Genomic DNA, 12,141 nt, shown 5'->3' on the forward strand with positions numbered 1-12,141 from the left:
CATGCAGAACACGCTGAACCAGCTCCGGTCCAACCCGGTCGAGTGGCGCCGTCGTGGACTCACCCCGCCGGACGTCATCCAGGCCATGATCGAGCAGCGCCTGGCCGAGCCGGGGCACTCCCAGCCCGTCGGTGACCCGTCGTACCAGGACTTCTTCCGGAGCTGATCCGAGGTCGGCCGGGTGGCTCGGGACGCACCGGCAGACAGACGGGAGGCGCGGTGCCAGCTGGCACCCCTCCCTCGCAGGCTCGGTCGGCGCGCCCCGCGCAACGCTTCGCGTCGCCGCTGAGCGGAACGCGCCCGTCCGTCTACCGGTGACGTCTCGGACGTCACTTGCCGATCTTGCCGTCGGCCGCGTCCTCGGCCTTGCCGATCTGGTCGCCGTGTCCGCCGCCGGTCGCCTTGTCGGCCGCGTCGCCCGCCTTGTCGAGGCCGGCGTCCGTTGCCTGCTCGCCCTTGTCACTGTCGGCGAAGTCCTTCGCCTTGTCTCCGATGCCGCTCATGTCGTGCTCCTTTCGCGTCGTGGATCTGGACGCGTCCGACCGTGCTCCGACCGATCCGGACGGACATCCAGGTGCGCTCCATGTGGACAAGCGACCCGCCGTCCACAGGACGTCACAGCGGGTGACGCGCAGGTGACCAGCCGATAGACTCGGGTGGACCACCGGCCCGGACGGCCGTGTGCGGTCCTCCGCCAACGTGAGGAGAACCAGATGCCCGCAGCAGTCATCATCGGCGCCCAGTGGGGCGACGAGGGCAAGGGGAAGGCCACCGACCTCCTCGGCTCCCGCATCGACTACGTCGTGAAGTTCAACGGCGGCAACAACGCCGGCCACACCGTCGTCGTCGGCGGCGAGAAGTACGCCCTGCACCTGCTGCCCTCCGGCATCCTGACGCCCGGCGTGACCCCGATCATCGGCAACGGCGTCGTCGTCGACCTCGAGGTGCTGTTCCAGGAGCTCGACGCCCTGCGCGCCCGCGGCGTCGACGTCTCGAAGCTCCTTGTGTCGGCCAACGCCCACGTCATCACGCACTACCACCGCACCGTCGACAAGGTGACCGAGCGGTTCCTGGGCAAGCGCCAGATCGGCACCACCGGTCGCGGCATCGGCCCGACGTACGCCGACAAGATCAACCGCGTCGGCATCCGGATCCAGGACATCTTCGACGAGAACATCCTGCGGCAGAAGGTCGAGGCCGCACTCGACCAGAAGAACCACCTGCTGGTCAAGGTCTTCAACCGCCGTGCGATCGACCCGGAAGAAGTCGTCGAGTCGCTGCTCTCGTTCGCCGAGCGCCTGCGCCCGATGGTCGCCGACACCGCCCTCGAGATCCACCGTGCGCTCGAGCGCGGCGAGACGGTCCTGTTCGAAGCCGGCCAGGCCACGATGCTCGACGTCGACCACGGCACCTACCCGTTCGTCACCTCGTCGTCCGCGACCGCCGGTGGCGCCGCGACCGGTTCGGGCATCGGCCCGGGCAAGCTCGAGCGGATCATCGGCATCGTCAAGGCGTACACGACCCGCGTCGGCGCCGGTCCGTTCCCGACCGAGCTGTTCGACGAGTCGGGCGAGTTCCTGCGCGCCAACGGCTTCGAGTTCGGCACCACCACCGGCCGCCCGCGCCGCTGTGGCTGGTACGACGCCCCGATCGCCCGCTACACGGCACGCATCAACGGTGTGACCGACTTCGTGCTCACCAAGCTCGACGTCCTGACCGGGCTCGAGACGATCCCGGTGTGCGTCGCGTACGAGGTCGACGGCGTCCGCGTCGACGAGGTCCCGGTCAACCAGTCCGACTTCCACCACGCGAAGCCGGTGTACCAGGAGTTCCCCGGCTGGACCGAGGACATCACCGGAGCCCGCACCTTCGACGACCTGCCGAAGAACGCGCAGGACTACGTCCTGGCGATCGAGGCGATGTCCGGCGCACGGATCTCCGCGATCGGTGTCGGCCCCGGCCGTGACGCCATCGTCGTGCGGCACGACCTGCTCGGCGACGACGAGCGTGCCGACCAGCGCGCCGGCGAACGCACCGACGCAGCGTGACGATGCGGATCCTGTTCGTCTGCAGCGGCAACATCTGCCGGTCGCCGCTCGGCGCGCAGGTCCTGACGGCACGACTTGGCCCGGACGCCCCCGCGTTCGTGGTCGAGTCGGCCGGCACCATCGCCGACGACGGCGCCGCGATGGACGCCGCCGCGGCCGAGCAGTCCGTCCGGCTCGGGGCCGACCCGTCGGCCCACCGGTCGCGGTACCTGACGGCCGAGATCGTCGAGCGCGCCGACCTGGTGCTGACCGCCGAACGATCGCACCGTGCAGCCGCTGTCTCCCTGGCGCCCCGGGCATCCAAGCGGACCTTCACGATCAAGCAGTTCGCGCGGGTGCTCGCCGGCCTCGAGCCCGGTGACCTGGCCGACGTGACGACCCCGCAGGAACTCGTGGAGCGCGTCGCGCGGCTGCGTGGAACGGTCCCGCCGCCCGCCGACCCGGCCGACGACGACGTGGACGACCCCTACCGTCGCTCGACGGCGACGCACCAGCGCGTGGCCGACGAGGTCGACGTGGCGCTCGCGCTCATCGCCGACGCACTCCGGGCGACGCTGCGCTGACGACGCCGCCGCCGCCGCGCTGCGCTGCGCACGGTGCGCGGTTGTCCGCCCGGTGCGAGGATGACGGCCTGGTGCAGGGCTGTAGCGGCGCACGGAGCGAGCAAGCTCGCACGTGGCCGCACAGCGCGCTGCCTGACCGGACCCGCGAGACGCCGGGGTCCTGCGGGCCGAGTCGGTTCGGAAGACGCCGTCGTCGTGCACAGACGCCGCCGAGTGCTCGAGACGCCTCCGGATCCGGCGGCGTTTCGAGTGCAAGGCGGCGTCGAACGGCGACGACGGCGTGTTCAGGAGTGCCGAACCCACCCGCAGCGCGCTTGCATCCTTCGATGGAACTCCCGCAGGTGCATCCCGAAGCCGGTCGTCCCCGAGCGCGCTGGTTCCTAGCGTCGTGTGCATGACGAACACCACCGAAGTCCGGCCCGCCGCCGGCACCGCAGCCCGCGACCGAGGGGGTGTCCGCGGCCTCATCGCCCGGCACCCGCTCGTGTCCTTCTTCACCATGGCACTCGGCCTGAGCTGGCTCGCGTGGGTGCCGTACATCCTGTCGCCGCACGGCATGGGCGTGTGGGACATCCACTTCCCCGAGGTCCTGGGCAGCGGACAGTTCACGGGCGTCCTGCCCGGGGCGCTCCTCGGCCCGTTGGGCAGCGCGTTCATCGTCACTGCGGTCGCCGACGGTCGCGCGGGGCTGCGCCGCTGGGTGGGACGGCTGTTCCGCTGGCGGGTCGCCTGGTACTGGTACGCGCTGGCGCTCGTCGTCGTGCCGGCCCTGATCGTCGTCTCCGCGCTGCCCTTCGCCGGCGGTGACGTGCGGGCCCCCTCGGCCCTGGCGTTCGCCATGCTCGTGCCCGGGCTGATCATCCAGCTGTTCTCGACCGGCCTGAGCGAGGAGCCCGGCTGGCGCGACTTCGCCCTGCCCCGCCTGCAGCACCGCTTCGGAGGCCTCGGCGCCGCCGCGATCCTCGGCCCGATCTGGGCGCTCTGGCACATGCCGCTGTACCTCAGCGACTGGGGCGGCTGGCCGAACGCGCACTGGAGCGAGCCCGTCGTGTTCGCCCTGTTCACCATCACCTTCAACGTCGTGATGATCCAGGTCTTCAACAAGACCCGCGAGAGCCTGCCCCTGGCCCTGCTGCTGCACGTCGGCGTGAACAACACGATCTCGACGCTGTTCCCGGAGATGTACCCGAGCATGACCGCCGGCACGCTGATGATCGGCCTGACGATCATGTCGACGATCGCCGCCGCGGTGCTGCTCGTCGTGACCCGTGGCCGCCTGGGCTACGACCCCGCCCGACGCGCCCTGCCCCTCGACGCACCGGTCCCCACCCGCGCCCGCCTCGTAGGATCCAACGATGGCACCCGCTGAGCACGACGCGCTGCGCGCACCGGCCGAGCCGGCAGCGCAGCGCGAGCCGGCAGCGCAGCCCGCGCGAACGGCCCAGCCCGCGCAGCGCGCCCGCCGTGTCGATGTGTTCGTCGCCCTCGGCACGGCCGTCGTCGCCCTCGGGCTGCTGCTCGGCCTGCCGCCCCTGGACACCCTCGAGCCCGACGGCCCCGCCCTGGCGATGCGGGTCCCCGCAGTGTTCACCCTGGCGTGGAGCATCCTGGCCCTCGGCCTGCTGGCCCAGTCGGCAGCCCTGCTCTCCGCCCGTCGGGCACCGCGCACCGTCCTGATCGTGGTCGCCGCCCTGCCGGTGGTGGTCGCCGCGCTCGCCCCGCAGTCGGCCGACCTGTTCGGCCTCACCGCGCTGCCCGTGGTCGTCGCCGTCGTCCTCGCCGCACTCCGTGTCCCGCTCGCACGCCTGTGGCCGACACTGTTGGTCGCCGCCGCCCTGGTCGCAGCGGGCAGCGCTGTGCTGTCAGCGGTCGCAGGCGGCGATGTCACCCAGGGCCTGGCCGACTCGCTCGGGCAGGGCGTGCTGCAGGCGATCGGCGCGGTCGGCCTGCCCCTGCTGGTCACCCTGCTCGTGCAGTCCCGCCGCGAGGTCCGCGTCGCCCGCACCGCCGAGGCCAGCGCCGTGAACCGGGAGCAGGACGCCCTGGTCGATGCCGCGGTGTCCCGCGAACGTGCCGCGATGGCCCGTGAGCTCCACGACATCGCCGCCCACCACCTGTCCGGCATCGCACTGATGGCCGCCGTCATCGACCGGCAGATCGACGCGGACCCGGAGCGTGCCCACGAGGGTGCCCGCCAGGTCCGGGAGCAGAGCACTGCCGTGCTCGAGGACCTCCGCCGCCTGGTCGGCCTGCTCCGCGACGACGCCCCTGCCGAGCGCGCCGTCGAGACGGTCGCCGGGATCGTCGACCTGGCCGAACGCGCCCGGTTCCGCAGCGACGTCCGGCTCGACGTGCTGCCGGGGGACCGCCCGCTTGCCGACGGCGTCGGCCCGCTCGCGCAGCTCGCCGCCTACCGCACCGTCCAGGAGGCGCTGGCCAACGCCGCCCTGCACGCCCCGTCCGCCCCGTGCACCGTCACCATCGACGACCGCGACGCGACCCGGGTGGTGATCCGGGTGGAGAACGCACCGGCCACCGTCCCGGCAGCGGGGACCTCTCCCTCGGGCGGGAACGGCCTGCGGGGGATGCGCGAGCGGGCGGACCTGGTCGGGGCGCGCCTCCAGACCGGCCCGACCGCGACCGGCGGATGGCTGGTGGAGCTGGCGCTCGGCCGGGAGGCACCTGCCGCACCCGCGCAGGCCGCCGACGGCCCCGGGGTGGTCGCGTGATCCGCGTGCTGGTCGCGGACGACCAGCCCCTGGTCCGCGCCGGGGTGTCCGCGCTCCTCGGTGCGGAGCCGGACATCGAGGTGGTCGGCGTGGCCGCCGACGGCGGCGAGGCGCTCGCGCTGGCGCGCGAGACGCGACCCGACGTCGCCTGCCTGGACATCCGGATGCCGGTGATGAACGGCATCGAACTCGCCCGGATCTTCTGCGCACCGGACGCCGATCCGGCGATCCCCGCGCTCATGCTGACGACGTTCGACCTGGACGACTACGTGTTCGGGGCGCTCGAGGCCGGGGCTTCCGGGTTCCTGCTCAAGGACGCCGAGCCGGACACCATCGTCGACGCCGTGCGGCAGGTCGCCGCCGGCAACGGCACGCTCGACCAGGCCCTGACCCGGCGGGTGCTGCGGGAGTTCGTGTCGCGGCGGAGCCTGCAGCCGGTCTCCGGCGACCGGGCCGACGGTGTGCTGACCGCCCGTGAGCGCGAGGTGCTCCTGCTGCTGGCGCAAGGGATGTCGAACGAGGAGATCGCCGTAGCCCTGGTGCTCGAGGTCTCGACCGTCAAGTCGCACCTGGCGCGGATGCTGCCGAAGCTCGGGGTGCGGTCGCGGCTGCAGGCCGTCGTGTGGGCGTACCAGAACCGGATCGTGACGGTGCCGGAGCAGCCGTAGCGGCCCCGGTGTCAGGCGCCGGGCTGCAGCGTCAGCTGGCGGGTTGCGGCTCGGCGGCGCCGGGGGCGACGAGCTGCCAGACGTCGTCGTCTCCGCCGTGGGAGAGGTACAGGCGGAAGGCGCCCTCGTCGGCGAGGGGGTCGCCCGAGGAGTACTCGACCGGTTCGCCGCTCGTCTCGCACTGGTCCGAGGTGCTGATGACCTGGATCGTGTCGCCGGGGGCGGCGGCGTCACCCTTCGTGACGTCGGTGACCGTCGCCTCGTACACGTCGTAGATGCCCTGGAGCTCGACGGTGCGGTCGGTCATGGTCACGTCGGCGTCGACGACCAGGTCAGCGGCGTCGCGGCGTTCGGCCGGGGTCTTCAGCTCCATGTAGTGGGTGCACCCGGTGCTCGTCACACCGTCGTCGCTGCTCGGGTTCGTGGGGGCGTCGGTGCCGCCGGTCACGTCGGGGGCACAGCCCGCCAGCGAGCTACCGAGCACCACGACGAGTGCCACGATCGGTGCGATCCGTCCCCACTGCATGGGGCGAGTATGGCTCACTCCGATCGACGACACCAGGGTGGTCACGCCTGTCCGGGGAACGCGCGTTCCCGTTCGGGGGACTGTGCACGGTCGCGTCGGGCTGGTGCAGTGTATGCATGCACATCGAAACGCCGCCGGTGACCACCCCCGACGACCCCGCCCTGCGGGGTGAGGTCATCCACGGGATGATCACGGCGCTGCGTTCCCGTCCGCTGCACGAGGTGACCCCCGAGGTCGTCGCGGCTGCGGCCGGAGTGGACACCGACGTCGTCGGCCGGACGTTCCCGAGCTGGGACGGCCTGCTGCTCGCGACCATCGACCGGTGGAACGAGGAGCGCACCGTGCCGCTCATGCCCCTGGCCGAGCAGCACGGCACCATCCGGTTCCTGCGCGCGATCGTCACCGCGAACGTGGCCGACCCGTCGCTCATGCGGTTCCTGACGGCGACGCTGAACATCGCGGCATCGCCCGAGCACCCGCTCGCACCGATGCTGCACGCCCGGTGGCGACGGTTCCACGCCTTCGTGCAGCACGCGCTGGAGCGTGACGTCATGCTCGGTCGTGAGCCGAGCACGATGGAGCCGGCCCGCGGCTCGGAGCAGCTGCTCGCGACCTACGAGGGGCTGCAGCTGCAGTCCATGGTGCGACCGGAGATGGACCTGCTCGAGGCCTTCGACCGCGCCGTGACGCGTCTGCGCGAGGGTTGGTCCCGCGCGTACGTGCCGCCCGTCTGGGACCTCGCCCGGGTCGGATGACCCTCCGGGTGGCTCGTCGGGCCGCCCCCACAGACCGAGGACGCTAGGGCGTCCGAGGGCAGACGCTCACCGTCTGCACGCGTCGCCGCACGATTCGGGTTCGAGCGGCGGCGCGTACCAATCTCTGCAGGCCGAGCGCGCGTTCCGCGCCGGTCGCCGTGCGCTCGCGGCACTTCAGTCGGCGTGCACCGCTCAGTCGGCGTGCACCGCGAGCGGTCGCTCGGTGTCCACCTCGACCGGCTGCCGGCGGATCGCGATCACCGTGACGTCGTCGTCGTGCGGCACCTCGTCGGCGCGGGCCGACAGCGCGAGCACGACCGCGTGCGGGTCGCGGCCGGCACGGGCGATCGCGGCGACGGACTCGATCGTCTGGTCCAGGTCGTCGTACAGGTCGAGCACGCCGTCGCTGAACGAGACGAGCAGGTCACCGGGTTCGAGGGTGCCCTCGGTCGTCGCCCACTCCTCGCGGATGCCGAGCCCCAGCGGCATGTCCCCGGACCGGAGCCGGTCGACGTGCCCGTCGGCGCGCAGCACGAAGCTCAGCCCGTGCCCGGCGTCGGACCACCGGAGGGTGCCGTCGTCGGAGATCCGGGCGTGGAACAACGTGGTGAAGGCGAGGTCCGGTCCGACGCCCTCGGCGGTCAGGCCGTCGGATGCCCGCTTGAGCGCCTCGGCCGGATCGTCGACCGTCCGGGCACTTCGGAGTGTCGACCGGACGGCTGCGGCGATCAGGCCGGCACCGACGCCCTTCCCCATCACGTCGCCGAGGCTCACCGCCACACCGCTGTTGGTCGGGTACCAGTCGAAGAAGTCACCGCCGACGCTCCGGGCGGGCAGGCAGGCACCGGCGACGACGACGTCGTCGGTGATGCGGCCGGTCGTCGTCGGGAGCAGTGACCGCTGGACCGCTGCCGCCCGGTCGATCTCGGCGCGGACCTTGCCCTCGCGGGCCTCGGCCGACCGCAGGTTCAGGCGCGAACGACGGGAGAGTTCGTGCACGACGACGGCGACCGTGCCGAACACGATCACGACGGCGCCGACGCGGACGAGTTCGCTCGGCCCGGGCGGGTCGGTCGGGGTCAGCACGTACGGGGCGAGCATCACGACCAGCAGACCGAGGACTGCGAACACCACGGTCCGACGCCCCTCGAGCGACGCCCACCAAATCACCGGCAGCACCACGAGCGCCGTGAACACCGACGCCCCCGCGCCCGTCCCGGTGCGCAGCAGTGCGATCGTCAGGAAGTCGACGGTCAGCAGGATCGGCACCACCCAGGCCGCGCGGCGCACGAGCGTGGGGATCGCGCTCAGCAGCGTCGCGACGACCATGCCGACCACGCTCGCGACGAAGAGGTCGTGCTCGGTGATCACCAGCGACGGCATCACGACGCTGAGGAACGCCGACAGCGCCAACAGGCCGCTGATCGGAGCCTGACGGACGAGAGGGTTGTCGACGATGCTGGTTGGGCGAATCATGCTCAGTGCAGGCTAGTGGAACGGGGTGGTCGCTGCCCGGCGACCGGTCCCGCCCTCGTCTGGGAAAGCAGCCCTGGACGCTCAGCGCGGCCAGGTGGCGACGACCGCGACCGCGTTGAACAGCACGTGCGCCAGGATCGCGCCGCCGATGCGGTCGGTCATCGCGACGAGCGTGCCGGTGAGCAGGCCGAGCAGGAACGTCGTGACGAACACCTGGAACCCGCCGAGCGACGTGCCACCCGCACCGAGCAGCAGGTGGAGCAGCGCGAACAGGAACGCCGTGACCAGCACCGCGAGGAACCGGGTGCGGGGTGTGAGCTCGGCGGCGAGCCGGCGCTGGAACAGCCCGCGGAACACCACTTCCTCGAGCACCGGGCTCACGACGACGATGCCGATCGCCGACACGAGCAGCAGCCCGACGTCGGGCGTGCCGAGGGACGGTGCGGGGACCAGCCCGGTCGTCCCCGTGAACGCGAGCGACATGACGACGTCCACCGCGCGGCACACGATCACGATGCCGATCGCGAAGACCACGATCCCCAGGTCGAGCCGCAGCCGCGACAGCATCGCGGCAGGCGGGGTCCGACGGAGCACCACGGCGGCCGCGACGACGAGCGGCACCCAGACGGCGGCGTCCGCGGCGAGCACCTGCAGGACCGGCGAGGGGATGCCCCCAGTCCGGGTGACCTGTCCGACGATCCGGGTCAGGATCACGGCGACGCCGAGTGCGACGAGGATGACGATGAGGTCCCGCTGTCGCCGCACGCTGGGCTCGGTGGTGGTCTGGGCCGGCTCGGAGCGCATGGGGCCACCGTAGAGGACACCGCGCGGCGGATGGCGACTTCCCCCGAGCAGTACTCGTTCCTGTGGCACTATTTGTATGCCGTGCGCTGGGAGTACCCCGGCGTGCCTGTGTCGGGACCACGGGGACGGCCATGATCGGGGAAGGCAAAGGCGTGGAACTCCGCGACTACATCACGGTGCTCCGCAAGGGATGGGTGCTGATCGTCGTACTCGCCCTGGTGGGAGTGGCCGCAGCCGCAGGGTTCTCCCTGCTGAAGAAGCCGGTCTACTCGGCATCGGCGCAGGTCTTCGTCTCCACGGAGACGTCCGGCAGCGCCAGTGACCTGGCGCAGGGCAACACGTTCACCCAGCAGCGGGTGCTGACGTACTCGAACCTGGTGTCGACGCCGATCGTGCTGCTGCCGGTCATCTCGTCGCTGAAGCTCGACATGAACGCGGACCAGCTCGCGACGATGGTGTCGGCGACGGCGCCGACGAGCACGACCCTCATCTCCATCTCGGTGGAGGGCACCGACCCGGTGCAGGCCGCCGACATCGCGAACGCGACCTCGCAGAGCCTGACCAACGTCGTGCAGGACATCGAGGCCACCGACGCGAGCGGCAAGAGCACGGTCAAGCTCACCCGCGTGAAGCAGGCCGACGTGCCGAGCGTCCCGGTCAGCCCGAACGTGCCCGTCAACGTGGCGCTCGGTCTGCTCGTCGGGCTCGCCCTGGGCATCGGCATCGCCGTGCTGCGCCAGACCCTGGACAACCGGATCCGCACCGAACTCGACGTCGAGAAGATCAGCGACAAGCCGGTCGTCGGCGGGATCGCCTTCGACGCCAAGGCCGCCGAACGTCCGCTCATCGTGCAGGTGGACCCGCGCAGCCCCCGGGCCGAGTCCTTCCGCACGCTCCGCACCAACCTGCAGTTCCTCGACATCGGAACCGGTGCCCGCACCTTCGTCATGACCTCGTCGATGCAGTCCGAGGGCAAGAGCACCACCGTCGCGAACCTGGCGATCGCCCTGGACAGCGCCGGGTTCCGCGTCATCCTGATCGACGCCGACCTGCGCCGCCCCCGCGTCGCCGAGTACATGGACGTCGAGAGCAACGCCGGTCTGACCGACGTGCTGATCGGCCGCGCCGACCTGGAGGACGTCGCCCACCCGTGGGGTCGCGGCAAGCTCGTCGTCCTGCCCGCCGGTCAGATCCCGCCGAACCCGTCCGAGCTGCTCGGCTCCCGCGCGATGCAGGACCTGATCGACCTGCTCGAGCAGCAGTTCGACTACGTCCTGTTCGACGCCCCGCCGCTGCTGCCCGTCACCGACGCGGCGATCCTGGCGAAGAAGGCCTCCGGCGCGATCGTCGCGGTCGCCTCGGGACAGACGCTGAAGGGCCAGCTCGCCGCGGCCGTCGCCACCCTCGAGAACGTCGGGGCCCCGGTCTCCGGCTTCGTCCTGACGAAGATGCCGCTGAAGGGCCCGGGAGCCTACGGTCACGGCCGCTACGGCTACGGCTACAGCTACGGCCACGACGAGGACGACAACACCGTGACCACGTCGACGCACCCGCCGAAGCGTTCCGGCAAGAAGCTGGGCGTGCTCCGCCGCGCCGGGCGCTGAACGGGGCCGATCAGATGAAGACTCGCCGGGGGACCCGAAGCCTCGGCCGCGCACTGCCCCGGACCACGTTCATCCTGGTGGCCGTCGTGGTGGTGGCGCTGATCGTCGTCGACGTCGTGCTCGTCGCGCTCGCCCTGGGCCGGACGGCACCCGAGGAGAACGGACCCGCCGGCCCCATCCCCACCTTCTCGGGAACGCCCGACCGGCGCGAGACACCGCGACCGAGTGCGTCTGCCGACGCAGACGCAGCCTCCACCAAGCAGCAGGGTCGCCGCCTGCTGGCAGCGGTCGACGGCCAGGAGGCGTGGCGCGCGTCCGGTGGGTCGTGCGGCGGCCCGCGGCCGGTGCTGGAACACTCCGTGGACGGCGGGGCGACGTGGGTCCCGGTGGGACTCGGGACGGATGTCGGATCGCTCATGGCGATCCGGGCCTCCAGTGCGGAGCTCTCGGTCCTGGTGGGTGTCGGCGACGACTGCACCACGACGGCGCGGACCAGCACCGACGCCGGCGTGACATGGGAAGCCGGGGCGCCCGGCGCCGCCGGCGCCGGCATCAGCACCGACGGTGTCGTGCTCGCGAGCGGGACGGAGCAGGCGCCGTGCGGCGACCCGATCGACGCGTTCCAGGGCGAGAAGACCGCGGTCGTCATCTGCGACGGCCAGCTCGAGTGGCGCACCGGCGATGCCGCGTGGGTCGACGTGCCGATGGGCGGCGTCCGTTCGATCGGCGTCGACGGTGGCAACTACACGCTCGCCCGCGTCGGTGCAGCAGCGTGCGACGGCGTGCAGATCGAGACCATGTCCGCGTCGGACGTGACGCCCTCGTCCTCCACCACGCCGATCGGCTGTGCCGACGGCGCGGACACCGACAACACCGTCACCATCGACCGTGCCGGTCAGGACGTTTGGCTGTGGGACGGCAAGACCGTGCGGGTGTCGTCGGACGGCGGCGCGACGTGGTGACCGGGT

Annotated in this window: 13 protein-coding genes; 9 read left to right on the plus strand and 4 right to left on the minus strand. The window is 71.9% G+C overall.

Annotated features, from left to right (window positions below; all coding sequences use genetic code 11):
- Position 1: 1 nt before the first annotated feature.
- Positions 2-166, plus strand: coding sequence for a hypothetical protein (locus DEJ03_RS17910; protein WP_155896763.1), 165 nt, complete (start codon positions 2-4; stop codon positions 164-166).
- A 163-nt stretch (positions 167-329) separates the two neighbouring features.
- On the opposite strand, the gene DEJ03_RS08400 is transcribed toward DEJ03_RS17910, so the two are convergent.
- Positions 330-503 (minus strand): antitoxin, encoded by a 174-nt coding sequence (locus DEJ03_RS08400; RefSeq protein WP_071404361.1) that lies wholly within the window; start codon positions 501-503, stop codon positions 330-332.
- A 210-nt stretch (positions 504-713) separates the two neighbouring features.
- On the opposite strand from DEJ03_RS08400, the gene DEJ03_RS08405 reads away from it, so the two are divergent.
- From DEJ03_RS08405 to DEJ03_RS08425, 5 genes are all read left to right on the plus strand, one after another.
- Positions 714-2,048: an adenylosuccinate synthase gene (locus DEJ03_RS08405; protein WP_017886319.1), complete on the plus strand. Its 1,335-nt coding sequence runs from the start codon at positions 714-716 to the stop codon at positions 2,046-2,048.
- A 2-nt stretch (positions 2,049-2,050) separates the two neighbouring features.
- A complete protein-coding gene (locus tag DEJ03_RS08410; protein WP_258370680.1) occupies positions 2,051-2,611 on the plus strand; it encodes a low molecular weight phosphatase family protein in 561 nt (186 codons plus the stop codon).
- A 394-nt stretch (positions 2,612-3,005) separates the two neighbouring features.
- Positions 3,006-3,980, plus strand: coding sequence for a CPBP family intramembrane glutamic endopeptidase (locus DEJ03_RS08415; protein WP_110864267.1), 975 nt, complete (start codon positions 3,006-3,008; stop codon positions 3,978-3,980).
- Positions 3,967-5,340, plus strand: a complete 1,374-nt coding sequence (locus tag DEJ03_RS08420; RefSeq protein WP_110864268.1) for a sensor histidine kinase — start codon at positions 3,967-3,969, stop codon at positions 5,338-5,340. The genes DEJ03_RS08415 and DEJ03_RS08420 overlap by 14 nt, the downstream gene beginning before the upstream one ends.
- The gene (locus DEJ03_RS08425) at positions 5,337-6,008 is read left to right on the plus strand and encodes a response regulator transcription factor (RefSeq protein ID WP_017886312.1); all 672 of its coding nucleotides are present in this window, start codon (positions 5,337-5,339) and stop codon (positions 6,006-6,008) included. Before DEJ03_RS08420 ends, DEJ03_RS08425 begins: the two co-directional genes overlap by 4 nt.
- Before the next feature lie 31 nt (positions 6,009-6,039).
- Here DEJ03_RS08425 and DEJ03_RS08430 read toward each other — a convergent pair whose 3' ends face one another.
- Positions 6,040-6,534, minus strand: a complete 495-nt coding sequence (locus DEJ03_RS08430) for a hypothetical protein (RefSeq protein ID WP_110864269.1) — start codon at positions 6,532-6,534, stop codon at positions 6,040-6,042.
- Between the two features lie 116 nt (positions 6,535-6,650).
- On the opposite strand from DEJ03_RS08430, the gene DEJ03_RS08435 reads away from it, so the two are divergent.
- Positions 6,651-7,289, plus strand: a complete 639-nt coding sequence (locus DEJ03_RS08435; protein WP_146237684.1) for a TetR/AcrR family transcriptional regulator — start codon at positions 6,651-6,653, stop codon at positions 7,287-7,289.
- A 192-nt stretch (positions 7,290-7,481) separates the two neighbouring features.
- On the opposite strand, the gene DEJ03_RS08440 is transcribed toward DEJ03_RS08435, so the two are convergent.
- Complete coding sequence (locus DEJ03_RS08440; RefSeq protein ID WP_146237685.1) at positions 7,482-8,765, minus strand: PP2C family protein-serine/threonine phosphatase; 1,284 nt, start codon at positions 8,763-8,765, stop codon at positions 7,482-7,484.
- An 81-nt stretch (positions 8,766-8,846) separates the two neighbouring features.
- Positions 8,847-9,569, minus strand: coding sequence for a type II CAAX prenyl endopeptidase Rce1 family protein (locus DEJ03_RS08445; RefSeq protein ID WP_110864272.1), 723 nt, complete (start codon positions 9,567-9,569; stop codon positions 8,847-8,849).
- 152 nt (positions 9,570-9,721) lie between these two features.
- Here DEJ03_RS08445 and DEJ03_RS08450 point away from each other — a divergent pair, with 152 nt between their 5' ends.
- Both DEJ03_RS08450 and DEJ03_RS08455 read left to right on the plus strand, forming a co-directional pair.
- A complete protein-coding gene (locus DEJ03_RS08450; RefSeq protein ID WP_110864273.1) occupies positions 9,722-11,173 on the plus strand; it encodes a polysaccharide biosynthesis tyrosine autokinase in 1,452 nt (483 codons plus the stop codon).
- A 14-nt stretch (positions 11,174-11,187) separates the two neighbouring features.
- Complete coding sequence (locus DEJ03_RS08455) at positions 11,188-12,135, plus strand: hypothetical protein (RefSeq protein ID WP_110864274.1); 948 nt, start codon at positions 11,188-11,190, stop codon at positions 12,133-12,135.
- The last annotated feature ends 6 nt before the right edge of the window (positions 12,136-12,141 follow it).

The organism is Curtobacterium sp. MCLR17_043 (assembly GCF_003224215.1).
Taxonomy (GTDB): domain Bacteria; phylum Actinomycetota; class Actinomycetes; order Actinomycetales; family Microbacteriaceae; genus Curtobacterium; species Curtobacterium flaccumfaciens.